We start from the raw sequence: 25277 nt of genomic DNA on the forward strand, positions 1-25277 counted from the left end.
GGGTACTCCTGTTAAGTGTCTGCTTGGGTGATGATGGATCAGCTTCGCGGATTTGACGGGACGCGCCCGGCGCGCAGCGTCGAGCGTATCTCGTAGCGGTCGCCGCGCATGATGGAGACAGTGAACTCGAACGGACCGCGCTCGTCGGTGGCGATACGCTCGACCACGAAAGCCGGACTGCCGACCGGCAGATCGAGCAGCTCGGCATCCGCCGCGCCAACCGCGCCGACGCGATAATTCTCGCGCGCCGCCACCGGCACGATGCCGTAGTGGCGCTCCAGCGCCTCGTACAGCGATCCCTGCAGCAGGCCGGCGTCGAGGAAGCCCGGCACACGTGCGGCTGAGAGCTGCGCCGTCTGGATGCCGATCGGCTCGTTGTTGCCGAGCCGCAGCCGCCGGATGCGCACCACCGGGTCACCCTCCTCAATCTCCAGCGCGCCGGCCGCTGCCGCATTGGCGGTGGTGAGGCTGCAATCGAGCAGGCGCGAGCCGGCAACGACGCCGATATTGCCCATCTCCTGAGTGAAGCTCGTCAGTTCGCGGGTGCCGGCGACGAGCGTGGTGGAGCGCACGAAGGTGCCGCGTCCGTGTTCGCGGCGCAGCAATCCGCTTTCCTCCAGATTGCGCAAAGCGTGGCGCAGCGTGATGCGGCTGACCCCGAACAGCGCGCCCAGCCGGTCTTCGGCCGGGATCTGGTCGCCCGTCGCCCATTCGCCGCTTTTGACGATGGCGCGGATGGCCTCCTCGACCTGATACCAGAGCGGCTCGGGCCTTCTGCGATCCGGCTGCTGAAAACTGGCTTCACTCATCGGATCTGTCTCCACCCGCTTCCGGCCTGTCCGGCCACTGCCGCACCGACCAGGCCGGCGCCGGGGCCGAACGCGCCAGCCTTGAGAGAAATGCCGCGCAGATGCGGCGGCAATTGGCGCCGCAGCGCGGCAAGCAGCGGCGGTCCGATGACGTCAAGCGCATCGGCAAGGCCGCCGGAAACCAGGACCACCTGGGGGTCGAGCAGCGCGACGGCGCCGGCAAGCGCGGTGCCCAGCCGGCGCGCCGGCAGCTCGAGCAAGGTCTGTGCCGCGAGTTCGCCCGCCTGGGCAGCCGCGATCAGCTGGCGGCCGCTGGCAAGGCCGACCTGGCCGGCAAGCGCGTCAAGCGCGCGGCCCGATGCAACGCGCTCCAGCCAGCCGCTGCGCTCCTCGCCATGGTCCTTGATGTCGGCGCAGGCCCAGCCGAACGAGCAGGCGCCGCCATGCGTGCCGGCGACGATGCGGTGGTTGGCGAGCACCGCCGAGCCTATGCCCGTGCCGATTGCCAGCAGGATCGCATCCGACATGCCCTTCGCGCTGCCTTCAACGGCTTCCGCCAGCAGGGCGATCTGCGCGTCATTGCCAACGGCGACGCGCAATTGCGGGAACAGCGCCGCGATGTCGACACCGTCGAGCCAAGGGAGATTCGGGATCCAGCGGCAGACCGACCCCTCGACGAGACCTGGCACCGCCAGGCCCAACGCCTTGACCGCGCCAGCCTCGGCGCAAAGCGCCGCGATACGGGCGACGAAGGCATCAAGGCTTGCCGGCGCCGGTTCGCGGCTCGGCCTCTCCAGCGCGCTGACATTGCCGGACTGGACGGCGGCACGCAGATTTGTGCCGCCGAGATCGATGGCCAGAACCCGCGTCATCGGCGCCCTCCGGCAGCCGGTGGCGCGAACAGACCGCTGCCGGCGTTCCAGGAATGCGAGGCCGCCGCGAAGGCCTGCGCATGGCGCGTGCCGCGCAGGCAGCCGCGCAGACGGTAGAGCGCGCTGTAGTAATCGACATAGGGGAAGCTGCTCAGGCCCCGCGCCAGCTCGTATTCATGCACCGCCTCGCTCCACGCCTCGAAGCCGTCGCTGACGTCGACCAGGTGCTCGGGGCGGAAACCGTCATCGTCCTCCCAGTTCTCGCCGAACAGCAGCAAGCCCGGCGTAAAGGCGGCATGGTCGCGCGCAACAGTCGGAAGGGCGGCGAAGAAGATGCCGGTCTGCGTCAGCTTGGCTGCGGCGCGATGGTCCTTGTGCCAGCTGCCGTGCCAATGGGTTATGACCACTTCCGGCTTCAGCTCGCGAATGACATCGCACAGTTTCAGCGCCGTCTCGTCATCGGAAGGCAGGAAGGCGTCATGCAGGCCAAGATTGCGCATGGCGACGCCGAGGCGAGCGGCGGCCCTGCCCGCTTCCTCTTCCTTCTGAGCGCAATAGTGCTCGGGGATCAGGCACGGATGGCCCTGCTCGCCCATGCTCAGGTGCAGGAACGTCACCGTGGCGCCCCTCATTACGGCGGCCGCCGCCAGCGGTCCGGCGATCACCTCGGCATCGAAGGCATGCGCGCCGACGACCAGGATGGATTTGGCGGCATAGATCCTGTCCTCGATCATTTCATGCCTCCCCCGGCGCCTACGCCCTCTCGAATCTGGCGGGCGAGCAGACAATACATGATCAGGATCGGCGCCATGGAGATCGCCAGCGAGGCGAACACCAGGCCCCAATCGGTGCGGTACTGGCCGACGAAGACGCTGATGGCCAGCGGCACGGTCTTGTAGCGGTCGTCGAAGATGAAGATCAGCGGGAAGAAGAAGTCGTTCCACACGGCGATCGCCGTGAAGATGGCGACGATCGACACCGCCGGCTTCACCATCGGCAGGATGATCTGGAACAGGATGCGGACCTCGCCGGCGCCGTCCATGCGTGCCGCCTCGTCGAGTTCGGAGGGCAGGACGCGCATGAAATTGGCGAAGATGAAGACGGCGAAGGGAATGCGGATCGCCGAATAGACGAGGATCAGTCCGGTCAGGGAATCCAGCAGGCCGAGATTGCGCATCAGCGTGAACAGCTCGACCGAGGCGAGCCTTATCGGCAGCATGATGCCGGACAGGAACAGGCCGAGCATGATGGCGTTCCAGCCCAGCCGATAGCGGCTGAGCGGATAGGCGGCCATGGCCGAGACGACGATGGTGAGGATGACCGTCCCGGCGGTGACGATCAGGCTGTTGATGAAATTGTGGCCGAGGTCGGCGCGCGTCCAGGCGTTGACGAAATTGTCGAAGGCCCAGCTTGCCGGCAGGCCGAGCCGGTTGTCGTAGATTTCGGCCGTCGACTTGAAGCAGGAGACGACGAGGATGTAGAGCGGCAGCAGCACGGCCGCCGTCCACAGGGCAAGCACCGTCCAGCCGGGCAGCCGCGAAAGCCGGCGCGAGATCACGGGATTGCCTGCCATGGTCAGCGCGCTCATAGCTGCACCGTGCGGCGGTCGAAGAAACGCAGCATCAACAGCGTGCCGACGCTGAGGATGAGGAACAGCATGGTGCCCAACGCCAGCGCTAGGCCGATGTCGGTGATGCCGACGGCGCCCTCCGCGCCGAAGGCCAGCCTGTAGAAATAGGTCACCAGCGTGTCGGTCGAATAGCTCGGATTGCCCTGCACGCCTTGCATCACATAGACGATGTCGAACTGGTTGAAGGTGTTGATGAAGGACAAAGTCGTCAGCGTGCCCAGCGCCGGCATCAGCAAGGGCAGCGCGACGGAGAACAGCATGCGCGCATTGCCGGCGCCGTCGAGTTTCGCCGCCTCGAAGATCTGGCCCGAAATCTGCCGCAGGCCCGCCGTGTAGATCAGCACCGGCAGGCCCATCCAGTTCCAGGCGTCGACGGCGACCAGCATGGCCAGCGCGGTGTGGCTGTTGCCAAGCACGGTTAGGCTGCCCTGATGCAGGCCAAGCCCGTTCAGCGCCCATTCGACCACGCCGCCCGGCGCCAACAGCAGGCGCCACAGCGCACCGACGATGACCGGGCTCAGCACCGCGGGGAAGAAAAAAACCGACTGGAAGAAGGCAGCACCCCGATCACGCAGGAACAGCAGCCAGGCGAACAGCAGTCCGATGCCGTTCTGGAAGACCATGATGCCGAAGAACCAGGCGGTGTTGTGCCAGAGCGCGCCGTAGAGCCTGGCGCTACTGGGGAAAACGAACAGGCGCGAAAAATTCGACAGGCCGGCGAACTCGGTGATGCGCAGCCCCTTCCAGATGAAGAAGCTGCCCCACAGCGACATCGCCAAGGGATAGAGGACGAACAGGGCGTAGACGGCCAGCGCCGGCAGGATGAAAAGCACGGCCATGCGCTGCTGCGTGCGCTTCAGGCTGCTTTTGCGGCGAAGGTTGGTCATGCGCGGTTTTTGCCCGGTGAGAGGCCGGCGGCATTGCAGCCGGCCGGCTCCTTACTGCTTCGGCTTGAACCAGGTGGCGACGGCGGCCTGCATGTCGGCCGCCAGCTTCTCCGGTGCGATGTTGCCTTCGACCATGTCGATGATCTCCGCTTGCAGGACGGAAGAGGCGGTCGGCGACTGCCAGCGGAAGCCGACCAGCGTCAGGTAGGGCGTCGAGTTCTTCGACATCTCCATCATCTCGGCCAATACCGGGTCCTTCACCGTGACATCGGTGCGGGCCGGCGGCCAGCCGAGTTCGTCGGCGAACATTTGCGCGAATTCGGCCGAGGCCATGAAGTCCAGCACCTTGATCGCGGCTTCCTTGTTCGCGCTTTCGGAGACGAGGCCGTAGGAGCCGTCCGAGAAGGCCGAGGTGTAGAGCTTTGCCCCCGCATCGTCGGCGGGGAACGGGAAGATCGAGAATTTCAGCTTCGGGTTCTGCGATTTGAAGCTGCCATTCTCGAACGAACCGCCAAGAAACATCGCGGCCTTGCCACCAATGAACTGCTGGGTGGCGGTGGTGTAGTCGATCCCGGCGAAGCCGTCGGGGAAATAAGGCTTCAGCTCGGCGAAGCGCTTCAGCGCCGCGACATAGCGCGGATCCTCGAAGGTCGCCTTGCCGGTCATCATCTCGTCGTAAAAGCCGGGGCCGTAGACGGTCGGGCCGATGACGCCGACGCCGATCTCCAGCTCCCACGCCGAGCCGTTGGCGCCGCCGGTGGCGATCGGCGTGATGCCGGCCGCCTTCAGCTTGTCGCAGGCGGCGACGAAATCCTTGTAGGTCTTGGGGACCTCGATGCCCTGCGCGGCAAAGATATCCTTGTTGTAGAAGACGCCCATCATCGGCACCGAATAGGGCACGCCGTAGAGCTTGCCGTCGGAGCGCCCACGCGCGCCGCCAAGGGCTGCGTCCGGCATGCTCTTCAGTTCCGGCACGCTCTCGTCGAGCGCGTCGAGATAGCCCGCCTCGACGAAAGGCTGCAATTCGCCATAGGCCTTGAGCTGGGCGATGTCGGGCCCGCGCCCGCCACGCAACGCCGTGCTCAGGCGGTTCTGGTAGTCGGCATCCGGCGTGAACTGGATGTTGACCTTGATGCCTGGGTTCTTGGCCTCGAAGGCATCGAAGATGCGGCGCATCGCGGCTTCGTCCTCGGTGCGCCAGCTCCACAGCGTCACCGTGCTGTCGGCCCGCGCCGGCAGGCTGGTGAACAGGCCAGCGCAGGCGGCAAGGCCGCCGATCAGGCCAAGGGCTGCGCGTCGGTGAATTGAAAGCATGCTCATTGCCAGTCTCCCATTTTTATCTGTCCTTGGCGTCCCACGGCCCTATCGACGCCGCGGAGAGTCATTCCTCAGGAAAGTCATTATAACGACATAGCAGCATCCGCAAGAGGTCTGACACTCCCTCCGGGAACGGCTGGGCTAAGCCAATCAACCATGATTCCTTCACAGCTAACTGTATTTCCACCGTAAATTTCGTATGTGAACGGACAGCAGAGAAATCAGGGACAGCGCCATGCGCAGCTTTTTCGCAATCGGGCCCTTGCGCCAATGCTTCATGTTGTCATAACGTCATCGTGATCGCTAGCCTGAGGGAGGATGAGAATGTCTCTTGCCTGGACTTCGAAACTGGCTCTGGCCGCGAGCCTGGCCATCCTGCCCGCCAGCGGCTGGGCGCAGTCGGTCAACATCTCCTATCTCACCCATTGGTCGCCGGAGACGGTCGCATTGCTGGAAGCGGCGGCCAAGGACTATGCGAAGACAAATCCAGATGTCAGCGTCACCGTGCGCGCCGTTCCCTTCGGCGATCTCCTGACCACGCTGCGCTCCCAGGGCGGCGGCGCGGACGGTCCCACGATCGGCGGCATCTACGATCTCTGGTTGCCTGAGCTCGCCCGCGACAAGCTCGTCGCGCCCGCCCCCGACCCCGTCGCCGAAGAGGTCAAGGGAGCATGGCCCGCTGGCGTGGTGAGCGCCGCGTCGGTCGGCGGCAAGCTCTACGGCATTCCCAACGAGATCGACGTCTACGCGCTGAACTACAACAAGGCACTGTTCAAGCAGGCCGGCATTGCCGCCGCGCCGAAAACCTGGGACGAGTTCAAGGAGGCGGCGAAGAAGCTGACCAACAAGGATGCCGGCCAGCAGGGTTTCGGCATGATCAATTCCTGGGCGGCGGGCGTCGTCCACCCCTTCGCCTCGCTGCTGGTCTCCAATGGCGGCGACCTGGTCAAGGACGGCAAGCCGGCGCTGGACACTCCGCAGGCCGCGCAGACCTTCCAGCTCTATGAGGAGCTCATCAAATCGGGCGCCAGCGTGCCGGCCATGGCGACGGCAGACGCCAACACCACCGGCCCCTTCCTCGACAATTTCGTCTCCGGCAACACCGGCATGATCATCATGGCCAATTGGTGGGAAAGCGCGCTGAAGGCAGGCATGGGCGACAGATTCGCGGATATCGCCACCGCACCAATCCCCGTCGGCCCGAGCGGCGACAAGCCGCATTCGATCTCCTATTCCTGGATGACGGTGGTCAACGGCAATGCCGGCGAGGCCGAGCAGAAGGCCGCATGGGAATTCCTGGCCTGGCTCAACAATCCGAAATCCGGCAAGAACGGCGCCTCGGCGATGTCCGACATATTGATGTCGATGGGCATCCTGCCCTCGCGCAGCTCCGATATCGAGGCCCACAAGGACAAGCTCGGCTCGGAATTCCTGTCGGGCTATGTCAGCGTGCTGGCCGACGCCAAGCCCTTCCCGGTCGTGCCGGGCGGACAGGAGTTCTCGGAATCCCTACAGCAGACGCTGGAGGCGTTGCAGTATGGCCAGGTCTCGGCCAAGGATGCGCAGGCGACGGCGCAAGCGGACGCCGCCTCGATCCTGGAGCGCGCCGCCAAGTAGACCGAACCATGATCAACAGGTACCGTGCCTCGGCGGGCATCATGCTGGCGCCCGCCGTGACGTTGATCGGCATCTTCATCCTGTTGCCGATGCTGCTCACCGTCTGGCTATCCTTCCAGGACTGGTCGACGCAGACGCCTTTTTCCAATGCGGCCTTCATCGGCTTCGACAATTTTCGCGAGATTTTCGGCGCCTCATCGGTCGGACGCGACTTCAAGGGCGCGTTGATCAACACCTCCATCTACACCGCGCTTTCCGTCATCCTCATCCTGCCGCTCTCGGTCGCCTTCGGGCTGATGGTCCACCAGCACGATGTTGGCGGCGGCACGGCGCTGCGGACCGTGCTGTTTTCCACCTATATGGTACCGATGATCGCGGTGGCGCTGGTGTGGTCGAAACTCTATTCGCCTGGTGAAGGGCCGCTGAATCAGATGCTCGGCCTGATCGGCGTCGGCCCGCAGCCCTTTTTGTCGTCCCCGCGCTCGGCGCTGATCTCGATCGTCCTGCTCAACGTGTGGCAGCAGGTCGGCTATTTCACGGTGCTGGCGATTGCGGGGCTGACCCAGATTTCCGGCAGCCTCTACGAGGCGGCAAAACTCGACGGCGCCAACCGGTTCGAGCAGTTCCGCTTCATCACCTTGCCGTTGCTGCGGCGCACACTCCTGTTCAGCGCGGTGATCGCCATCATCAACGCCGTGCAGGTGTTCGAGCCGGTGGCGCTGATCACGCAGGGCGGGCCGGTCGGCTCGACCAATGTCTTGACCTATCACATACGCCGCGTCGGCATCGAGCGCGCGCAGGGCGGACTGGGTTCGGCCATGGCCGTCATGCTGATGCTGTCGCTGATCGTCGTGGTCTGCGCTCTGTTCGCCTTTGCCAACCGGAAGGATCAGGAATGAGCGCGGGATCGTCGAGCCGGTTGCCGCGCAGACGCCCCGCCGGCCGCAAGGCGCTGCTGGCCACGCTCATGCTGCTCGTGGCCGTGGCGTCGGCCTTTCCGCTGGTTTGGATGGTTCTGTCCAGTCTCAAGACTCCGGCCGAGAGCATGCAGGTGCCGCCGGTGTGGATCCCGCACACGCCGAGCCTCGACGCCTACGGGAAAGTTTCGGGCGTGGTCAATGTCGGCCGTTCTATGTGGAATTCCCTGGTCATCGCCTCGATCACCACAGCCGGTATCCTCATCACCAGCATGATGGCCGGCTACGCCTTCGCCAAATACCACTTCCCCGGCCGCTCGCTTTTGTTCTCGGTGCTGATCGCGACCATGTTCCTGCCGCCGATCGTGACGCTGATCCCGCTCTATCGCCTCGTCGGCTCGATCGGCCTCAATGCCAGCCTCGCCGGCATCATCGTGCCCAACCTCGCCAATGCCTTCGGTATCTTCCTGATGCGCCAGTTCATTGCAAGCGTGCCTGACGATCTGATCGACGCTGCGCGCATGGACGGCGCCTCCGAACTGCTGATCCTGTTCAAGATCGTGGCGCCCAGCGTGGCGCCGGCGATCGCGGCATTGGCGCTGTTTGCCTTCGTCTATCACTGGAACAGCTATCTGTGGCCGCTGACCGTGCTGCAAGGCAACGCCGACGCCTATCCGATCGTCATCAGCCTCAGCCGGCTGTTGAGTTACAACAGAGGCGCCGTCAACACCGGGTTGGTGATGGCCGGCGCGACGCTTGCCGTGCTGCCGCCGCTCATCCTCTTCGTCCTGCTGCAGCGCTTTTTCGTCGATTCCATCGTCGGCTCGGCGATCAAGGGGTAGCCGCGCTCAAAGGTTTCTGCCCCGGAGGAGGCGACGCGACAAAATCGCGGATCAGCGCGACCACCGCCTCCGGCTGTTCGATGCAGGGAATATGGCCGGCATTAGGAATGATTTCAAAGCGGGCGCCGGGGATCAGCGCTGCCAGCGAGCGGACGAGATCGGGCGGTGTCGAGCCGTCCTGGTCGCCGACCATGCAAAGTGTCGGCACCGCGATACGCCGCGCGGCCTCGGTGAGGTCGGCGTCGCGGACCGCCATGCATGTCCCGATGTAACCCGGCAGCACCTGCCTGGTCAGCATATTGCGGCAACCGGCAAGGTCGGCCGCACGCGCGGCATGGAAGCCGGGCGTGAACCATGCTTCCATCACACCGTCGGCTATCGCCTCGATCCCGTCGCGCTCGACGGTGGCGATACGCTTATTCCAGCTCTCGTCCGTGCCGATCTTGTGCGCCGTGTCGGACAGGATCAGAGCCTCAACGCAGCTGGGATGACGGGTATAGAGCCGCTGCGCGATCAAGCCACCGACCGACAGGCCGAACAGCACGACCCTGCCGAGATCGAAATGATCGATGAGGCCCAGGAGATCGTCGACATGATCATCGATCGACCGGATGCCGCTGCCGATATCGGAAAGTCCGTGGCCGCGCTTGTCGTAGACCAGCAGAGGCATGTCACCGCTTAATTGCGAGATGACATCGTCCCAGATGCGCAAATCGGTACCCAGCGAATTGATGAAGATCACCGGCCGCGCGGTGCCGGTCGCCTCGACATAGCGGTGGTGCAGCGCAAGGCCGCCAATGGTGACGAACGGCACGATTTCGACCCTCCCGGCTCCCACAGTGCATGAGGCATCTGGTTGGGTAAAATGATATTTTGAGGCATCGTTGTAGGACATCGGCCGTTCTGGCACACCGGTCTTGCGCGAACCACAATGACGGACGACCAATGACAGACCGCCGCAACGTCCTTTTCATCATGTGCGACCAGCTGCGCTTCGACTATTTGAGCTGCGCCGGACACCAGACCCTGCACACGCCGAATATCGACCGGCTGGCCAGCCGCGGCGTGCGCTTCACCAACGCCTATGTGCAATCGACCGTGTGCGGGCCCTCGCGCATGAGTGCCTATACAGGCCGCTATGTCCGCTCGCACGGATCGACGCTTAACGGCGTGCCGCTCAGGGTCGGCGAGCCTACGCTCGGCGAGCATCTGCGCGAGATCGGCGTGCGCTGCGCGCTGATCGGCAAGACGCATATGAGGGCCGACGAGGAAGGCATGGAGCGCCTCGGCATCGACAAGACGTCCATCATAGGCGTGCGCGTCGCCGAATGCGGCTTCGAACCGTTCGAGCGCGACGACGGGTTGCATCCGTCGTCCGCCTACGATCCCGACCCGGCCTACGACCAATATCTGCGCGAGCACGGCTTCGATGCCGCCAATCCGTGGGAGCACTGGGCCAATTCCGGTGAAGGCGAGAACGGCGAGAATTTCAACGGCTGGCTGCTCGTCCATGCCGACAAGCCGGCGCGCATTCCCGAGGAGCATTCGGAAACGCCCTACATGACGCGCCGCGCCATGCGCTTCATCGAGGAGGCCGAGGCAAAGGGCGAAGCCTGGTGCGCGCATCTCTCCTACATCAAGCCGCACTGGCCCTACATCGTGCCGGCGCCCTATCACGACATGTACGGCAAGGCCGACATAAAGCCGGTCGTGCGCAGCGAAGCAGAACGCGTCTCGCCTCACCCGATCTTCGAAGCCTTCCAGCAGGAGCGCTATTCCAGGAACTTCTCCCGCGACGAGGTCCGCGAAAGGGTCGTTCCCTGCTATATGGGCCTGATCAGGCAGATCGACGATCAGTTGGGCGGATTGTTCGAGTTCATGGAGCAGCGCGCCCTGTTCGACAACACGATGATCGTGTTCACCTCCGACCACGGCGATTATCTCGGCGACCATTGGCTGGGCGAAAAATACCTGTTCCACGATGTCGCGGCCAAGGTGCCGATGATCGTCTACGATCCGCGCCGGCAGGCCGACGCGACGCGCGGCACTACGTCGGAGGCGCTGGTGGAGATGATCGACCTCGCGCCCACCTTCCTCGACTTCTTCGGCGGCAAGGCGAAGCCGCACGTTCTCGAGGGCCGGTCGCTGGCGCCGCTGCTGGCCGGCCAGGACGTGAACTGGCGGCGCCACGCGGTGAGCGAGTACGACTATGGCGGCGATGCCGCGCGGCTGAAGCTCGGTATGCCGGTCGCCGACTGCAAGCTCTACATGATCACCGACGGCCGCTTCAAACTGGTCCATGGCGAGGGCCTGGCGCCGATGTTCTTCGATCTGAACGGCGATCCGGACGAACTGCGCGATCTCGGCACCGAAGCATCGGCGGCGGCCGACATCGAACGACTACGGCAGGCGCTGTTCCGCTGGCTGGCGCTGCCCAACAACCGCATCACCGCCGCCGAGGAATGGCTGACGGGAAACGACGACAAGCTGCGGCACTTCGATCCGTTGATCGAGCCCGGCGTGCTGATCGGCTACTGGGACGAGGCCGAGCTCGCCGAACAGCGCGAAAGACGCAGGCGCTGGCTGTCACGCGGGTCGGGAGAATGAAGCCCGCAGCCCTTGTTGTGGACGACATGAATTTCAGAGCGCAAGGCCAAGGCAGGTTGCGAGCAGTCCGGCATCGAGCGATCGGTGCCGGACTGCCTGATGTGGCGGCCTATTGGAGCTTCGCCTGCAGGGCGTTGACGTCGTCCGTGGTCATTTCACCGTCGGTCGTTACCTTGCCGTCGACGATCTTCCACAGGCGGAACGGACCGGTGATGTCGCCATATTTGTCGAAGGCGACCGGGCCGATGACACCTTCGTAGCGGATCGGCTTGCCTTCCTTGATCAATCCGAGCGCCTTGGCGAACTCGTCCTTGCCGGCAAAGATCGGCGCGCCAGCCGGATCGACCGCCTTGTACATGGCGTCCTTGATCTTGGCCGGATCCTCTGAGCCGGCGATGGCGATTGCCAGGCCGACAATGGCGCCGGCATCATAGGAACGGTCGGCCGCGGGATTGGACGGTTCGATGCCCGAAAACGCCTTGTAGTTCTTGGTGAAGTAGTCGGTGGAGGCGGTCGGGCTGGTGCCGGACGAGGTGCCATAGGCCTCCTTGAGATAGTCGGCGCCGACGGACTCGATGAAGTCCGGGCTGTTCATGCCGTCATTGAGCAGGAATTTCTGCACGCCCCCTTGCGAAATCCAGGTGCGGGCGACGGTGGCGCCGTCGACCGGCGTGCTGACGAGATAAAGCCCGTCGGGCTCGCCGGCCATGGCCGCCGTCACTTCCGAGGCATAGCTCGACTGCTTCTCGTTGTAGGGCGTGTCGGAGACGACGGTGCCCCCGAGCGCTTTGTAGGCGCGCGAGAATTCGGCCACCATGTTGACGCCGAAATCATTGTTGACATGGATGATCGACAGCTTCTTGAAGCCCTTGTCGATGGCGTATTTCGCGGCGGCCACGCCTTGCAGCGCATCGGAGGTGATGGTGCGGAAGAAGATGCCGTTGGTCTTGCCATCGCGCCCGAGTGCGGTCAGCGTCGGCGAGGACGAAGCCGGCGAGACCTGCACGATCTTGGCCGGGGCGGTGACCGAGGTCAGGATCGGGATCGACACCGAGGAGATGATGCCGCCGATGATCACCGGCACCTTCTTGACCTGAACCAACTGGGTCGCCGCATCGACGGCGATATTGCCCTGGCTCTGACTATCACGCGTGTCGGTCACCAGATCGCAGCCGCGAACGCCGCCGGCGTCGTTGATGTCGCGGAAGGCCATCTCGACCGATTTTGCGCCGGCCTGGCCGTATTCACCGGCCGGTCCGGTCAATTCCATGACCAGGCCGACCGTGATCTTGCAGTCGGCGGCATGGGCCGCGCCGGCGATCGTCACGAGAGCGAGCGCGGTGGTGAGTTGGAGTATCGTCTTTCTCATTGTTGTTCCCCTTGAGCTACACGAATTGAGTTACACGAACCAAATTTCACGTCTGGAGCCTGTTCAGCTTTCCGGCATCTGCAGCCAGGTTTCATGCAGATGTCGCCATTCGACGCCGTTGGGCGCCGATGGATTGGTGGTGAAGAGCGCACTCGACTGACGGCGGCTATGCTTGCCGCCTCGCAACTGCGCCTCGACATAGAGCACGACGATCGCGTCGCCGGTTTGCCAGCCCGGCCGGATGTCCTCGATCGAGATGGCGAAGGCTTCGTCGCAGGAAGCGCGGCTTGCGCGGACATGGTCGACCACCACATCGCGATCGAGGACCGTGCCGTCAGGCGTGACCATGGCCAGGCCTTCGCCCATGACGCGTTCGAAGCGGCTGAAATCGGCCTTGCCGGCGCGCGATGCGACGAACCAGTCGACGAAGAAGCGATGCAACTCGACGATTTCGGTGCTGGCCCGCGAAAACAGCCTTTCGGTGGTGGCGCTCATGGCCGGGCCGCGTTGAGGTTGTAGTGCATGATCGAGCCGTGGCGGCCGTGACGGTCACGCTCCAGCGTGTAGACGTCGCCGAGGGGACCACGGCTCTGGGCGATCACGGCGCCGATCTCCGCCCGGTCCTCGGCCCCGAGCGCGACATCCATGATCTTCGCATTGGCCAGCGCATGCGCCTGGTTGCGGGCGCCGACGATGACGGCCGCCACTTGCGGCTGCTCGAGCACCCAGGCGCTGGCGACAGTGGCGATGTCGACGCTGTGGCGGTCGCCGATGCGCTTCAGCACACTGAGCAGGGCCTGGAAGAGCTCCCAGCCGCCGAAATCGTCTATGATCAGCTTGTATTTGACCAGCGAGCGGTTTTCGAGCGGCATGTCCGGCTCGGCGACGCCGAGCCATCTGTCGCCGAGAAAGCCGCCGGCCACCGAACCGTAGCAGAGAAAGCTGACGCCGTTGCGCGCGGCGAGCGCGGCGAGGCTCGCCGCCGGACGCTGGTCGAGGACCGAGTATTGCAGTTGCTGGCTGACGACTGGCACGCCGGCCGACAGGATCTCGCCAAGGCGCTGCGTATCGAAATTGGTGGTGCCGACATTGCGCACCTTGCCTTCCAGCCGGAGCTCGTCGAGCCAACCCATCGCGTCGACATAGCGAGGCACTGAATAGTCCCACCAGTGGAACTGCACGAGGTCGAGCCGTTCGGTCTTCAGCCGGCGCAGAGACTGGTCGACGATGCCTCTGATGTAGTCGCGGCTGATGCCGGCGAGCCGCTCGAGGTCCGGCACCAGCTTGGTGTGCACCCTCATCCTGGCGGCGGCATCGAGACCACGTTCGTTGGCCAGACGCAGCCGCGCCGCTCCGATCAGCTCCTCGACGCCGGTGTAGATATCGGCGCAGTCATAGGTCCAGATGCCGGCGTCGAACGTGGCGATCAGGTCAGATACCGCCTGCTGACGGTCGACCGCGCCGTGGCCGCCGGCCAACTGCCAGCCACCGCGAATGACGCGCGAGATGGTGTAGCCGGGGTTGAGTTCGAAAGTCTTGGCGGTCATCTCTGCTCACTCTCCTTCGGCAGCGGCACCGCCGTGGTCTCGGCGTGACTGAACCGCCGTTTGCCGGTCCTGACGATCCTGAGCCTGCTGGCGCAATTGGGATCGGGACAGGCGATCTCGGCATCCGAGGTCATCCAGTCATTGGCATGGGTGGGGCGCTGCTTCGCCGCCAGCAGCGGCAGCACGGCCGCTATGGAATAGATCGAAAATCCCTGGCCCGCCGGCATCGACAGCATCTCGCCCTTCAGCTCGAAATAGTCGCCGGGCTTGGCGCCGCAATAAACCGCCTTGCCTTCGGGCACGACAGCCTCGACGCGGAGATCGAAAAGTTCGAAGCTGTCGTCGCGTTCAGCCATTTCAGCTCTCCAGCCGCGTGAAGGTGACATCGCAGGCGCCGTTGCGCCGAATGATGCCGCAGGCAGAAGCAAACTGATCGCGTTGCTCGGGCAGCACCTGCGCAACCACGCTTCCCGCCAGCCAGCCGATCGGAAACAGCAGGCGCGCGCCTTGCCCGTAGAACAGGCCGATGTCGAAGATCGCATGCGGGTTGCCGCCCCACATGCGCGGCGGCACATAGGAAAGCACGATGTCGCCGGGCTGCGGCGTCAGCGTCGCGTTCTCCGCCGGCAAGGCCTGGGCGAAGGCCTTGCCGTCCAGATGCGCCGCGGGGATCGGACAGGAAATTTCCGGGCCGGTCCACATGGCATGAATGCCCGCGACGACGCGCGGCTCGGCCAGGTAAGACCACAGGAACATTGCGTTCTCCGGCGCTTTTTCCGGCAGCAACAGCGCCGTCACCGACAGCTCGGAACGCGGCTCGGTAATCCTGATGGTGCGTCTGGTCATATCGGGCATTTCACTCCGCCTTTGCCGTCAACTTCAGCTTGTCGCGCAGGAAAGCGAAAGGGCGGCTGATGTCGGCCACCAGCGCCTCGCGTGCGGCCTGGGCATCCTGCGCCGCAAGCGCGGCGACGATGCTGCGATGATAATGGGCGGTGTCGACCTCGCCGGCCTCGGAAAAGGCATAGATTGCAACTCGGATGCATGGTCCCGACTGCAGCCAGAGGCTCTCGATCATCGGGATCAGCACGGCGGAACCGCAGGCGCGATAGATTTCGAAATGAAAGCTCTGATTGAGCGTCACCTCGCGGTCGACATCCTTCTTGTGCTTCAGCGCCCGCATCTCGTCCCATTCACCGAGAATGGTTTCGATGGTGGCGATCTGACGCGGATCCATGCGCGCGGCGGCAAGCGCGATTGCCTCGCCTTCGATCAGGGCACGGGCGCGCAGGAGGTCGTCGATGCGTTCCAGCGTGATCGGCGGCACCCGCACCGAGCGGTTTGGAAGCGCTTCCAGCGCCTTTTCCGTGATCAGCCGCCCAAGCGCCTCGCGCACCGGCATGGTAGACGTGACCAGCGCATCGGCAAGGCCGCGTATGGTCAGAACCTGGCTCGGCTCGAAGAGACCGCCAATCAGCGCCCGGCGCAATTCGGAATAGACGCGGTCCTGCACCGTCTCGCGGCCGACCGGCGCGAGTTGCGCGGCGATGACCTCGTTGGTGCGCTCGACAGCAGCCCTTTGCATGGCGTTCCCGATCTTGGCCTTTTCGACGGCCTGGCCTGTTTTCGGCTTGCGGAGAAAATTAAAGCTGATTAGCGTGATCAAAGCAAGTGTGATCACAAATCAAAAATCAGAAAGCGGCAAAGATCGCTTCGGCCAGAGGGCTTGATGAACGACACGGCGAAACGGCATGGGACGGAGACCCAGGCGCCGGTTCTGGCAGCAAAGAACGTCGTGCGGCGTTTCGGCGGCCTTGTCGCCGTCAACGATGTTTCGTTCGAGGTCCGCCCGGGCGAGATCCTCGGCCTGATCGGTCCCAACGGCGCCGGCAAGACGACGATGTTCGACCTGCTCGCCGGCAGCATCCTGCCTACAAGCGGCGAGATACGTCTCAACGGGGCGCTCGTCTCCGGCGAAGCAGCGCACCTGCGCATTGGCCGCGGTCTTGGGCGCACCTTTCAGATTCCACGGCCCTTGCCCAATCTCACGCTGATCGAAAACGTCATGCTCGCCGCGCAACGTCAGGCAGGGGAGCGGCTGCTCGCCAATTTCCTGATCCCGTGGCGGGTCGCCGCCGAAGAGAAGGCAGCCGCCGAGAAGGCTGCCGAACTGCTTGAACTCGTCTCGCTCACCCGGCTGGCGCACGAACCGGCGCGGGTGCTTTCGGGCGGCCAGCGCAAACTGCTCGAACTTGCCCGTGTGATGATGGCCGACCCGGCGATCATCCTGCTCGACGAGCCCGCGGCCGGCGTCAACGCCACGCTGCTCGAAGTCATCATCGACCGCATCCGCGACATCAACAGAAGCGGCATCACCTTTCTTCTGATCGAGCACAACATCGACATGGTGACGCGGCTTTGCCATCGCGTCCTGGTGATGGCGGGCGGCGAGCTTCTGTGCGAAGGCACGGCCGACGAGGTGGCGCGCGATCCGCGCGTGATAGAGGCTTATCTCGGGGGCGCGGCGTGACCGGCACCGTGCTTGACGTCCGCAACCTCGAAGCCGGCTACGAACCCGGCGTGCCGATCGTGCGCGGTGCCTCGATCACGGTGAGGAAGGGCGAAATCGTCGTCGTTCTCGGCCCCAACGGCGCCGGCAAGTCGAGCCTGATCAAGGCAATTGCCGGTCTCGTCCCGGTCACCGGCGGCACCGTTCTCCTCGACGGCAAGGATATCACCACCGCACCGGCCCACACCATGGTGCGGCTAGGGCTCGCCTTCGTGCCACAGACGGAGAACGTGTTTCCACTGATGTCGGTCGACGACAATCTCAGGGTTGCCTGCGGCATCATCGAGCGCCGCGGGGTTCCCGCCCGCATCGACGAGATGTACGCGACCTTCCCCGACCTGGCGCGCCAGCGCCGCATCGCCGCCGGCAATCTGTCGGGCGGGCAACGCCAGATGCTGGCCGTGGCGCGGGCGCTGATCGTCCACCCCAAGGTGCTGGTGCTGGACGAGCCGTCGGCCGGCCTGTCGCCGAAATTCGTCTCGATGGTGTTCGAGATGCTGGCCGGTATCCGCAAGTCCGGCGTCACCATCCTTCTCGTCGAACAGAACGCCAAGGCGGCGCTCGCCATCGGCGACCGCGCCTATGTGCTGGTCGAAGGCAAGGACCGGCACGAGGGCATCGCCTCTGAACTGTGGAGCGATCCGGTGATCGCCGAGCTCTATCTTGGCCAGCGCCCGGACAGCGCCGGCAAGGCCGCGCCTTCAGGCAAGGGAAGTGCGGCATGAACCTGCAATTCATCGTCGACGGATTGCTGACGGGCTCGATGATCGGCCTCGGCGCCATCGGCGTGACGCTGACCTATTCGATCCTGCGCTTCTCGAACTTCGCCCATGGCGACTTCATGGCCTGGGGCACCTATGCGACGCTGGCCGTCGTCGGCGCCATCGGCGCCACGGTCGGCAAGGTGGCGCCGATCGCCCCGCTTTCCTTCGGCTGGCCGCTCATCGTCGCATTGGTCATTGGCATGGCATTCACCGCCCTGCTGGCGCTGCTGCTCGACAAGGTGCTGTTCGCGCGGCTGCGCTCCCAGGGCCAGGCCATCATCGTGGTGATGGCAAGTTTCGGCGCCTCGATGGCGCTGCGAAGCCTGCTCGAGTTCACCTTCACCTCACGCCCGACCTATTTCAGCCGCGCCATCCAGATCGCCATGCCGGTCGGCTTCGGCATCCGCATCACGCCGGACCAGATCGCGCTTTTGCTGCTGACGGCGATTCTGGTGTTGGGCGTACACCTGTTGATGACGCGCACGCAGACCGGCCGGTCCATGCAGGCCCTGAGCCAGAATGCGGCACTTGCCCGCGTCGTCGGCATCGATGTCGCCAAGGTGGTGCGTGTCACCTGGGTCCTCGGCGCAGCGCTTGCCTGCGTCGCCGGCGTGATGATCGGCATCCTGGTGCAGATCCGCCCGTTCATGGGCTTCGACATGCTGCTGCCGATGTTCGCCGCCGCCATTCTCGGCGGTATCGGCAGCATCCCGGGCGCCGTGCTCGGCGGGTTGATCATCGGGCTCGCCGAAGCGGGCGCCGTGCAACTGATCGGCGCCGAATGGCGCGCGGCGGTCTCCTTCATCATCTTGATGGCGGTGCTGTTCGTGCGGCCGATCGGCCTTTTTGGTGTGAGGGAACGCTGATGGACCTGCTCGGCTATGGCGCTTTCTTCCTGACCACGGCGCTGATCTTTTCGTTGGTCACGCTGGGGCTCAATCTGCAATGGGGGCTGACTGGGCTCTTCAATGTCGGGCTCGCCGGCTTCGTCGCCATCGGCGCCTATACATCGGCGCTGCTGACGACGCCGGACGATGCCGCGCGTCTGGGCGGTTTTGGGCTACCGATCCTGGCCGGCTGGGTCGGCGCCATGGTCGTCGGCGGCATCGCCGCGGCCCTGACGGGCATCGCCACGTTGCGGCTCAGATCCGACTACCTTGCCATCACCACCTTCGGCGTCGCCGTGGTCGTGCAACTGGTCGCGCTTAATGCGCAGAAACTGACCGGCGGTCCGTTCGGCATCGGCTTCATCCCGCGCCCTTTCGGCAGCCTCGCCGAGACGCCGCTGCTGTTCAACCTGTCGAACCTTGCCGTCGTCTCGGCGGTCACGCTGGTCGCCTATCTGGCGCTGGAGCACCTGTCTCGCAGCCCGTGGGGCCGGGTGCTGAAGGCGCTGCGGGAGGACGAGCGGGCGGCGATCTCGCTCGGCAAGAGCGCGCGCTTCTACCGTGTCCAGGCCTTCGCGGTCGGCGGCGCCATCATGGCGCTTGCGGGCGCCTTGCAGGCGCATTTCACCGGCTTCATTGCGCCGGACAATTACCTGCCGATCCTGACCTTCCAGGTCTGGGTGATGCTGATCGTCGGCGGCTCGGGCAGCAATGCCGGTGCCGTCATCGGCAGCATCCTGGTCTGGGGGATATGGGCCGGGTCGGGCACGCTCACCAGCGCGCTGTTCCCGCCGGAGCAACAGGCCCGCGCCGCATCCCTGCAGATCGTGGCAATCGGCGTCATGCTGTGCATCATCCTCCTGGTCCGCCCCAACGGACTGTTCGGGGAACGGCCGCGGCGGGCACGGCTCGGCAAGCGGGCGAAGGTGGCCGCCAGCGAGAGCGGCTCGTGACCGCAATGGCCCGGCAGGAAGCGCTTTCGCTTTGGCACGCGGTCAGCCGTGAGACCCGCCTCCGCCCGGCGCTGGAAGGCGAGCTCGATGTCGACCTTGCCATCGTCGGCGGCGGCTTCACCGGCCTTTCGACGGCCTTGCATGCCGCGGCCAGAGGTCTTTCGGTCGCCGTTCTCGAGGCCGAAACCATCGCCTGGGGCGCTACCGGCAGGAATGCCGGCTTCATCGTACCGAACTTCGCCAAAATGGATCCGGATGCGATAAAGGCCCATCTAGGCCCCGCGCGCGGCGAGAGGCTGATCGACTTCGCCGCTGGCAGCGCCGACCTGGTCTTCGGCCTGATCAGGCGGCACGACATCAAGTGCGACGCGGTGCAGAACGGTTGGATCCAGCCGGCACATTCCCCTGTCGCGCTCGAAAAGGTCAAATCACGCGCGGGGCAATGGGCGGAGCGCGGCCGACCGGCCGTCGTGTTGGACCGGCAAGAAATCGAGGCGCTGACCGGCGCCCGCGGTTATGCCGGCGGTTGGATGGATCGTTCAGGAGGCGTGCTCAATCCGGTCGCCTATGCGCGCGGCCTGGCCGACGTGGCGGAAAAAGCCGGCGCGCGCCTGTTCGAGCACACGCGCGTCGCCGCGATCGACCGTATCGCGGACGGCTGGTCGCTGAAGACGCAAATGGGTTCGGTGCGCACAGGAAAGGTGCTGATCGCCACCAACGCCTATGGCGGACAGCTCAATCCGGGGCTTCGGAAAACCTATTTCCCGCTGAAAATCTTCCAGATCGCGACGGCGCCGCTGCCGCGCGAGGTGCGCAGCCGCCTGTTGCCCGGCGGGCAAGGCGTCGGCGACACGAGACGCAATCTCTTCACCTACCGCTTCGATGCCGAAAACAGGCTGATCAGCGGCGGCATGCATGTCTTCGGCCCCGGTGCGGACCGACGCCTGCCGCAGACGATCCGGCGGCGGCTGGCCCGGCATCTCGAGCTCCCGGACCTGCCGCCGCTCGCCTATGGCTGGTCGGGCATGGCTGCGGTCGAACCCGATTTCCTGCCCCACCTCATCGATCTCGGACCGGGGCTGATCGCGGGTCGCGCCTGCAACGGCCGCGGCATCGCCATGACCACGGCCCTGGGCAAGGTGCTTGCGGATTGGGCTGGTGGAACCGACGCCCGCGATCTGCCGCTGCCCTTCGGGCCACCGTCGCCGATGCCGTTCCACAGCCTGCTGCGCTTCGCGCCGAACGCGCTGCTGCCGTGGAGCATGCTTCGCGACCGGCTGGACAAGACCGGATAGGCCGATCGCCGGGGCGCGACGGGATCGCGTCGTCATTCGGCCGCGCGAAGGTTCCCCGCCAGCACCGCTGCCGCCGTGGCGATGTCCTGTTCTATGGAGGTCCTGACGTCGGCGCCGTTGCGCTGCGCCAATGCCGCGACGATCTTGCGATGCGCCTCGTTCGACTGGGGTTTGTAGCGCTCAGCCTGCATCAGGAGCTTGAGATAGGGCCCAACCCGCCCCCAGAGATCACGGATCATGTTGAGGAGGATCGGCGCGCCGGCATGCCGGTAGATGGCGAAGTGGAAGGCCTCGTTGAGCGCGAGATAGGCCCCGGCGTCGCCCGCCTCGATCGCGCGCTGCATGCCCGCCAGCGTGGCCTGTATGTCGACCAGCCCGTCTTCGGTGATGCGCGAGGCGGCCATCTCGCCCGCCAGCCCCTCCACCGCGACGCGGATGCGGGTCAGTTCCTCGAAGGCCGGCGCAGACAGCAAGGGCACGATGATCGAGCGGTTGTTCTGCAATTCCAGAAGCCGCTCGGCGACGAGCCGTTGCAGCGCCTCGCGGATCGGCGTCGTCGAAATGCCGAACGTCTCGGCAAGCTTGCGGATGACCAATGTCTGGCCCGGGCTGAAGCCGCCCGAAATCAGCTCCTGCTTGAGCGCGCCATAGGCGCGGTCGTTCAGGGTCTGATGTTCGAGCTTCAGCATGTCGATCGCCGCCCCCTTTCCTATCCCCTCACCAGCGCGACAGGGTGCGATCGAGCGTTTCGGCAAGTTGCTCGGCATTGTCCCTGGCGAACGGCAGCGGCGGCCTGATCTTCAGCACGTTGCCGCGCGGACCGCACGACGAGATCAGCACGCCGTCCTCGCGCATGGCTTCGACGACCGCCGACGTCCTGGTGGAGGCCAGCGCCTCGTCCCCCTCCGCAGTCAACTCGACGCCGAAATAAAGACCGTTATGCCTGACATCGGCGACCATGGCGTGGCGACCCTGCAAGGCGCGCAGCAGCTCGCCCGTGTAGGCCCCAACCGTGCGCGCGTTCTCGACCAGTCCCTCGCCTTCGATCACGTCGAGCACCGCGATGCCGACGGCGGCGGCGACAGGGTTGCCGCCGAATGTGTTGAAGTAGCCGGTGTTGGAACCGAAAGAGGCGACGAGCTGCGGCCGCACGATGACCGCGGCCATCGGATGCCCGTCGCCGATCGGCTTGCCCATGGTGACGATGTCGGGCTCGAGGCCGTAATTGGCGAAACCCCACATGCCCTGGCCAAGCCTGCCGAAGCCGGACTGGACTTCGTCGGCAATGACGATGCCGCCCGCCTTCCTGACGTGATCGGCCGCCTCGCGCATCACCGATGCATCGGGGAAGAAAATTCCGTCGCTGGAAAATGCCGAGTCGAGCAGCAGCGCCGCCGGGCGCACGTTCTGTGCGCGCATGTCCTCGATGGCGGCGGCAACATTCCTGGCGAAATCGCGCGCGGCCCGGCCCCGGTTGCGAAACGTATCCGGCGCTGCCACGGTCCTGTGCTGCGCGGGCACGCCTTTTGCCCCGACCGCTGCCGGCGACAGCTGCGCCGTGGCGATGGTGGCGCCATGATAGGCGAAATCGGTGATGATCACGCCGGTATTGCCGCTGGAATGCTGAGCGATGCGGATGGCGAGATCGTTGGCCTCGCTGCCGGTGCAGGTGAACATGGCATGGCCGAGATGGGGCGGAAGCGTGCCGAGAAGTCTTTCCGCGTAGTCGAGGATGATTTCGCTGAGATAACGCGTGTGGGTGTTGAGCGTGGCCGCCTGCCCCGACAGCGCCTCGACGACACGTGGATGGCAATGGCCGACCGAGGCGACGTTGTTGTACGCATCGAGAAACTTGCGTCCGTGGGCATCGTAGAGCCAAACGCCGCTGCCACGCACGAGATGGATCGGGTTGCGGTAGAAGGCGCGATAGGTCGGGCCGAGCAGCCTGGCACGGCGCTCGAGCAGCGCGGATGCTGATGCACCGGCATCGGCGGAGGCATTTGCGGGCGAGGATTGGGACACGAGCGTCTACTCCGGATTGGAATGATCGAGGAAATAACGGCGGGCATCGCTGTGTGACAGTCCGTCCAGCCGCTCGAGCGAGGCCCAGACCTCGGTGATGAGGCGCAGCACATAGTCGCGCTTGGCCGGGAAGCGCTCCGCCTGCCAGGTGGCAATGTTGGCGATGAGCGCCAAGCGGGCACGGATCAGGTCGAACAGGATGCCGATCTCTTCAGCCTCGAGCGGCTGCACCGACTGGTAGCCAGCAACGAAGCGTGCGGCGGGCGCCAGCGGGTGGCCGTCGGCCGGCCAGCGGTAGACGGCGCCGACGGCGAGATCGCAGATCAGCGGCGAATGGATCATGTCGCCGAAATCGAGGATGCCGCTGACGATCTCGGGCCGCGATGCGTCCATCACCACATTGTAGGAATTCATGTCGTTGTGGACGATCTGGGCGCGCAGGCTGGGGATGATGGGCGCGGCGTGCTCCTCGAAGGCATCGATGACGCGCTCGACCATGGCGCGGCGCCCGGCATCGGCAATATGCGCCAGCATGGGCCGCGTCTTGGCGACCTTGCGGATATCCCACAAAAGGTCGCTGCCGGCGGCCGGGTGGAAAAAGCCGCGCAGTGCCCTGCCGAGCCAAGCGAGGAAGATGCCGAGATTACGATCTTGCGCAGGCGATACAGGCGAGCGCGAAAGCAACTGGCCGGGCAGATAGGTGACCAGCCGGATGATGCGCGGCTGCGAACCGCCGATGCTGACGGCGAACTGCGCATCTCCATCGAGGCTTTTGCGCACCGAGGGAACCGGCAAGGCGGGATCGACCGCAAGGATGTGGTCCAGCGCCTTGTTCTGGAAATCGGTGAAGCCGGCCTCTTCCGCCGGATGCGAGATTTTCAGGACAAACTCGCCCTCGCCATCGGTGCGGATGTGAAAATTGTGGTCGCGCTCCCCGGGCAAGGGCTGAGCGGTGCCGGCAAGGCCGTAGTGCTGGCGCAGGATGGCAAGCGCATCGGCGATCGAGACATCGGGCGCGTCCTCGGCCAGCGTCTCGCCGAATGCATCGGTCACGGCGCCGGTCATGGCCTTGCCTCGGGGTCGACAGGCTCCAGCCCACACCAGTCGGCGATGAACAGTGCGATTGTCTGGGTGACCTTGCGTACGGAATCAAGGTCCACCGCTTCGTCATAGCCATGCGGCATGCGGCAGATCGGACCGTAGACGATGGCCGGCGTGTCGGCGTAGAGGCCGAAGAAGCGCGCATCGGTGGTGGCAGAGGTGGCGTGTTCCTGCAGCGGCTCGCCCCAGACGGCGGTATGGCTACGACGCAGCACGGTTTCCATCTCGTCGGCGCCCTCCAGCACATAGCCCTCGGCCATGAAGCCATTGTAGGTGATCCTGGGCGGGCGGTTGGCCATGAACGGATCGGCGCGGGCCGCGTCGGCGATGCAGGCCTCGAGCTCGGCTCTGGCATCCTCCAGCTTCTGGCCGGGATAGGTGGCGACACGCATCTCGAACACGCAGCGCGCGGGGACGCTCGATGTCCATTCGCCGCCTTCGATCTTGCCCAGATTGAAACGGATCGGATGCGGGTGATCGCAGAAATGCCTGTCGTCGACCTTGCGCGCGTTCCAGACGATTTCGAGCTGCTTCAACGCCTGGATGATGAGGAAAGCCTTTTCGATGGCGTTGGCGCCGGCCGAGAAAGCGCCCGACGCATGCTGGGGATCGCCGTCGACCTCGACCCTAAACCAGATCGGGCCGACCTGCGCCCGCATCAGCTTCGGCTCCAGCGGTTCGGGGATGAAGGCTGCGTCGGCGCGGTAACCGCGCTGCAGGCAAGCGAGCGCGCCATTGCCGGTGCACTCTTCCTCGACCACCGATTGCAGGAAGACCTTCGCAGCCGGCTGATAGCCGAGGCAACGCAGTGCGGCCAGCGCGTAGAGGCAGGCCGAGAGCCCAGCCTTCATGTCGCCGGCGCCGCGACCATGCATCCAGCCGTCCTCGATGACCGGATCATAGGGATCGCGCAGCCAGCGATCGAGCGGGCCCGTCGGCACGACGTCGATGTGGCCGTTGAGGATCAGCGAGCGGCCGGTCGCGTTTCGCGGCATGTGGGTGGCGACGACGTTGAAGGCGTCGTCATAGGAGACGGCCACGGGCGAAAAGCCCGGCAGGTCGCGAATCGCATCGACATCGACACGCCACATGTCCACCGTATAGCCATCTGCTTCATACGCGGCTGCCATGAAGGATTGGGCCGCGTGTTCTTCGCCGCGTTGCGAGGGGAAGCGCACGAGGTTCGCGAGGAATTCCACCTGCCGCGCGAAGCCTTCGTCGACCGCGTTCAAAATGGCCTCGTCGGCAATTCGCTCAGGCATGATATTCCGC

Annotated in this window: 26 protein-coding genes; 9 read left to right on the forward strand and 17 right to left on the reverse strand. The window is 65.1% G+C overall.

Annotation, left to right across the window (positions count from 1 at the left end; genetic code table 11):
- Nucleotides 1–38: 38 nt before the first annotated feature.
- The 6 genes from FJ946_RS04375 to FJ946_RS04400 are packed head-to-tail and all read right to left on the reverse strand — an operon-like array spanning nt 39 to nt 5518.
- Entirely contained in the window at nt 39–809 is a 771-nt protein-coding gene (locus FJ946_RS04375; protein ID WP_140562046.1) for a GntR family transcriptional regulator, read from the reverse strand.
- Nucleotides 806–1681, reverse strand: a complete 876-nt coding sequence (locus FJ946_RS04380; protein ID WP_140564353.1) for an ROK family protein — start codon at nt 1679–1681, stop codon at nt 806–808. The genes FJ946_RS04375 and FJ946_RS04380 overlap by 4 nt, the downstream gene beginning before the upstream one ends.
- Nucleotides 1678–2415 (reverse strand): PIG-L family deacetylase, encoded by a 738-nt coding sequence (locus FJ946_RS04385; protein WP_140514580.1) that lies wholly within the window; start codon nt 2413–2415, stop codon nt 1678–1680. The genes FJ946_RS04380 and FJ946_RS04385 overlap by 4 nt, the downstream gene beginning before the upstream one ends.
- Entirely contained in the window at nt 2412–3269 is an 858-nt protein-coding gene (locus FJ946_RS04390) for a carbohydrate ABC transporter permease (protein WP_140555548.1), read from the reverse strand. The genes FJ946_RS04385 and FJ946_RS04390 overlap by 4 nt, the downstream gene beginning before the upstream one ends.
- The gene (locus FJ946_RS04395; RefSeq protein ID WP_140564354.1) at nt 3266–4198 is read right to left on the reverse strand and encodes a sugar ABC transporter permease; all 933 of its coding nucleotides are present in this window, start codon (nt 4196–4198) and stop codon (nt 3266–3268) included. Before FJ946_RS04395 ends, FJ946_RS04390 begins: the two co-directional genes overlap by 4 nt.
- 51 nt (nt 4199–4249) lie before the next feature.
- Nucleotides 4250–5518: an extracellular solute-binding protein gene (locus tag FJ946_RS04400; RefSeq protein WP_140514572.1), complete on the reverse strand. Its 1269-nt coding sequence runs from the start codon at nt 5516–5518 to the stop codon at nt 4250–4252.
- 321 nt (nt 5519–5839) lie between these two features.
- On the opposite strand from FJ946_RS04400, the gene FJ946_RS04405 reads away from it, so the two are divergent.
- From FJ946_RS04405 to FJ946_RS04415, 3 genes are read left to right on the forward strand one after another with little or no spacing between them, the layout of a single operon-like run.
- The gene (locus tag FJ946_RS04405; RefSeq protein ID WP_140564355.1) at nt 5840–7132 is read left to right on the forward strand and encodes a sugar ABC transporter substrate-binding protein; all 1293 of its coding nucleotides are present in this window, start codon (nt 5840–5842) and stop codon (nt 7130–7132) included.
- A gap of 8 nt (nt 7133–7140) precedes the next feature.
- Nucleotides 7141–8031, forward strand: a complete 891-nt coding sequence (locus tag FJ946_RS04410) for a sugar ABC transporter permease (protein ID WP_140497682.1) — start codon at nt 7141–7143, stop codon at nt 8029–8031.
- Nucleotides 8028–8891, forward strand: coding sequence for a carbohydrate ABC transporter permease (locus FJ946_RS04415; protein WP_140497680.1), 864 nt, complete (start codon nt 8028–8030; stop codon nt 8889–8891). The genes FJ946_RS04410 and FJ946_RS04415 overlap by 4 nt, the downstream gene beginning before the upstream one ends.
- Here the strand turns inward: FJ946_RS04415 and pcaD are convergent.
- The gene (gene pcaD / locus FJ946_RS04420) at nt 8881–9705 is read right to left on the reverse strand and encodes a 3-oxoadipate enol-lactonase (RefSeq protein WP_140564356.1); all 825 of its coding nucleotides are present in this window, start codon (nt 9703–9705) and stop codon (nt 8881–8883) included. The two genes, FJ946_RS04415 and pcaD, sit on opposite strands and share 11 nt — an antisense overlap.
- Before the next feature lie 131 nt (nt 9706–9836).
- Between pcaD and FJ946_RS04425 the strand changes: the two genes are divergently transcribed.
- Nucleotides 9837–11498, forward strand: coding sequence for an alkaline phosphatase family protein (locus FJ946_RS04425; RefSeq protein WP_140564357.1), 1662 nt, complete (start codon nt 9837–9839; stop codon nt 11496–11498).
- Between the two features lie 109 nt (nt 11499–11607).
- On the opposite strand, the gene FJ946_RS04430 is transcribed toward FJ946_RS04425, so the two are convergent.
- The 6 genes from FJ946_RS04430 to FJ946_RS04455 form a co-directional block, all read right to left on the reverse strand.
- Nucleotides 11608–12867, reverse strand: coding sequence for an ABC transporter substrate-binding protein (locus tag FJ946_RS04430; RefSeq protein ID WP_140564358.1), 1260 nt, complete (start codon nt 12865–12867; stop codon nt 11608–11610).
- Nucleotides 12868–12930: 63 nt separating this feature from the next.
- Nucleotides 12931–13362 (reverse strand): DUF4440 domain-containing protein, encoded by a 432-nt coding sequence (locus FJ946_RS04435; RefSeq protein ID WP_140564359.1) that lies wholly within the window; start codon nt 13360–13362, stop codon nt 12931–12933.
- Nucleotides 13359–14414 carry an aldo/keto reductase gene (locus FJ946_RS04440; protein WP_140564360.1) on the reverse strand — a complete coding sequence of 352 codons (1056 nt, stop codon included), beginning with the start codon at nt 14412–14414 and terminating at the stop codon, nt 13359–13361. The genes FJ946_RS04435 and FJ946_RS04440 overlap by 4 nt, the downstream gene beginning before the upstream one ends.
- Nucleotides 14411–14770 (reverse strand): TIGR04076 family protein, encoded by a 360-nt coding sequence (locus FJ946_RS04445; RefSeq protein WP_140514555.1) that lies wholly within the window; start codon nt 14768–14770, stop codon nt 14411–14413. Before FJ946_RS04445 ends, FJ946_RS04440 begins: the two co-directional genes overlap by 4 nt.
- A gap of 1 nt (nt 14771) precedes the next feature.
- Complete coding sequence (locus tag FJ946_RS04450; protein WP_140564361.1) at nt 14772–15260, reverse strand: DUF3830 family protein; 489 nt, start codon at nt 15258–15260, stop codon at nt 14772–14774.
- Between the two features lie 10 nt (nt 15261–15270).
- On the reverse strand, nt 15271–15999 hold the full coding sequence (locus FJ946_RS04455) for a GntR family transcriptional regulator (RefSeq protein ID WP_140497664.1): 729 nt from the start codon (nt 15997–15999) through the stop codon (nt 15271–15273).
- Nucleotides 16000–16143: 144 nt separating this feature from the next.
- Here FJ946_RS04455 and FJ946_RS04460 point away from each other — a divergent pair, with 144 nt between their 5' ends.
- Genes FJ946_RS04460 through FJ946_RS04480 form a run of 5 tightly spaced genes read left to right on the forward strand, consistent with a single transcriptional unit; the run spans nt 16144 to nt 20882 of the window.
- The gene (locus FJ946_RS04460) at nt 16144–16944 is read left to right on the forward strand and encodes an ABC transporter ATP-binding protein (RefSeq protein WP_140520932.1); all 801 of its coding nucleotides are present in this window, start codon (nt 16144–16146) and stop codon (nt 16942–16944) included.
- Nucleotides 16941–17708: an ABC transporter ATP-binding protein gene (locus FJ946_RS04465; RefSeq protein ID WP_140564362.1), complete on the forward strand. Its 768-nt coding sequence runs from the start codon at nt 16941–16943 to the stop codon at nt 17706–17708. Before FJ946_RS04460 ends, FJ946_RS04465 begins: the two co-directional genes overlap by 4 nt.
- Nucleotides 17705–18613, forward strand: a complete 909-nt coding sequence (locus tag FJ946_RS04470; protein ID WP_140564363.1) for a branched-chain amino acid ABC transporter permease — start codon at nt 17705–17707, stop codon at nt 18611–18613. Before FJ946_RS04465 ends, FJ946_RS04470 begins: the two co-directional genes overlap by 4 nt.
- Complete coding sequence (locus tag FJ946_RS04475) at nt 18610–19587, forward strand: branched-chain amino acid ABC transporter permease (protein WP_181167662.1); 978 nt, start codon at nt 18610–18612, stop codon at nt 19585–19587. Before FJ946_RS04470 ends, FJ946_RS04475 begins: the two co-directional genes overlap by 4 nt.
- Nucleotides 19584–20882, forward strand: coding sequence for an FAD-dependent oxidoreductase (locus FJ946_RS04480; protein ID WP_140564364.1), 1299 nt, complete (start codon nt 19584–19586; stop codon nt 20880–20882). Before FJ946_RS04475 ends, FJ946_RS04480 begins: the two co-directional genes overlap by 4 nt.
- Nucleotides 20883–20914: 32 nt before the next feature.
- Here FJ946_RS04480 and FJ946_RS04485 read toward each other — a convergent pair whose 3' ends face one another.
- Genes FJ946_RS04485 through FJ946_RS04500 form a run of 4 tightly spaced genes read right to left on the reverse strand, consistent with a single transcriptional unit; the run spans nt 20915 to nt 25267 of the window.
- Nucleotides 20915–21571 (reverse strand): GntR family transcriptional regulator, encoded by a 657-nt coding sequence (locus FJ946_RS04485; RefSeq protein ID WP_140555566.1) that lies wholly within the window; start codon nt 21569–21571, stop codon nt 20915–20917.
- 28 nt (nt 21572–21599) lie between these two features.
- Nucleotides 21600–22904, reverse strand: coding sequence for an aspartate aminotransferase family protein (locus FJ946_RS04490; protein ID WP_140564365.1), 1305 nt, complete (start codon nt 22902–22904; stop codon nt 21600–21602).
- 6 nt (nt 22905–22910) lie between these two features.
- Nucleotides 22911–23969 (reverse strand): phosphotransferase, encoded by a 1059-nt coding sequence (locus FJ946_RS04495; RefSeq protein WP_140564366.1) that lies wholly within the window; start codon nt 23967–23969, stop codon nt 22911–22913.
- Nucleotides 23966–25267 (reverse strand): ArgE/DapE family deacylase, encoded by a 1302-nt coding sequence (locus tag FJ946_RS04500; protein ID WP_181167656.1) that lies wholly within the window; start codon nt 25265–25267, stop codon nt 23966–23968. Before FJ946_RS04500 ends, FJ946_RS04495 begins: the two co-directional genes overlap by 4 nt.
- Between the last annotated feature and the right edge of the window lie 10 nt (nt 25268–25277).

The sequence above is a fragment of the Mesorhizobium sp. B2-4-7 genome (assembly GCF_006442685.1).
Taxonomy (GTDB): Bacteria; Pseudomonadota; Alphaproteobacteria; order Rhizobiales; family Rhizobiaceae; genus Mesorhizobium.

Bases quoted from the DNA above. Each gene is read 5' to 3' on its own strand.
- FJ946_RS04400 (WP_140514572.1), bottom strand. From the start codon at position 5,518: ATGAGCATGCTTTCAATTCACCGACGCGCAGCCCTTGGCCTGATCGGC.
- FJ946_RS04380 (WP_140564353.1), bottom strand. From the start codon at position 1,681: ATGACGCGGGTTCTGGCCATCGATCTCGGCGGCACAAATCTGCGTGCC.
- FJ946_RS04395 (WP_140564354.1), bottom strand. From the start codon at position 4,198: ATGACCAACCTTCGCCGCAAAAGCAGCCTGAAGCGCACGCAGCAGCGC.
- FJ946_RS04405 (WP_140564355.1), top strand. From the start codon at position 5,840: ATGTCTCTTGCCTGGACTTCGAAACTGGCTCTGGCCGCGAGCCTGGCC.
- FJ946_RS04445 (WP_140514555.1), bottom strand. From the start codon at position 14,770: ATGGCTGAACGCGACGACAGCTTCGAACTTTTCGATCTCCGCGTCGAG.
- FJ946_RS04495 (WP_140564366.1), bottom strand. From the start codon at position 23,969: ATGACCGGCGCCGTGACCGATGCATTCGGCGAGACGCTGGCCGAGGAC.
- FJ946_RS04375 (WP_140562046.1), bottom strand. From the start codon at position 809: ATGAGTGAAGCCAGTTTTCAGCAGCCGGATCGCAGAAGGCCCGAGCCG.
- FJ946_RS04460 (WP_140520932.1), top strand. From the start codon at position 16,144: ATGAACGACACGGCGAAACGGCATGGGACGGAGACCCAGGCGCCGGTT.
- FJ946_RS04455 (WP_140497664.1), bottom strand. From the start codon at position 15,999: ATGCAAAGGGCTGCTGTCGAGCGCACCAACGAGGTCATCGCCGCGCAA.
- FJ946_RS04385 (WP_140514580.1), bottom strand. From the start codon at position 2,415: ATGATCGAGGACAGGATCTATGCCGCCAAATCCATCCTGGTCGTCGGC.
- FJ946_RS04500 (WP_181167656.1), bottom strand. From the start codon at position 25,267: ATGCCTGAGCGAATTGCCGACGAGGCCATTTTGAACGCGGTCGACGAA.
- FJ946_RS04470 (WP_140564363.1), top strand. From the start codon at position 17,705: ATGAACCTGCAATTCATCGTCGACGGATTGCTGACGGGCTCGATGATC.
- FJ946_RS04435 (WP_140564359.1), bottom strand. From the start codon at position 13,362: ATGAGCGCCACCACCGAAAGGCTGTTTTCGCGGGCCAGCACCGAAATC.
- FJ946_RS04390 (WP_140555548.1), bottom strand. From the start codon at position 3,269: ATGAGCGCGCTGACCATGGCAGGCAATCCCGTGATCTCGCGCCGGCTT.
- FJ946_RS04410 (WP_140497682.1), top strand. From the start codon at position 7,141: ATGATCAACAGGTACCGTGCCTCGGCGGGCATCATGCTGGCGCCCGCC.
- FJ946_RS04430 (WP_140564358.1), bottom strand. From the start codon at position 12,867: ATGAGAAAGACGATACTCCAACTCACCACCGCGCTCGCTCTCGTGACG.
- FJ946_RS04440 (WP_140564360.1), bottom strand. From the start codon at position 14,414: ATGACCGCCAAGACTTTCGAACTCAACCCCGGCTACACCATCTCGCGC.
- FJ946_RS04485 (WP_140555566.1), bottom strand. From the start codon at position 21,571: ATGCTGAAGCTCGAACATCAGACCCTGAACGACCGCGCCTATGGCGCG.
- FJ946_RS04415 (WP_140497680.1), top strand. From the start codon at position 8,028: ATGAGCGCGGGATCGTCGAGCCGGTTGCCGCGCAGACGCCCCGCCGGC.
- FJ946_RS04425 (WP_140564357.1), top strand. From the start codon at position 9,837: ATGACAGACCGCCGCAACGTCCTTTTCATCATGTGCGACCAGCTGCGC.
- FJ946_RS04450 (WP_140564361.1), bottom strand. From the start codon at position 15,260: ATGACCAGACGCACCATCAGGATTACCGAGCCGCGTTCCGAGCTGTCG.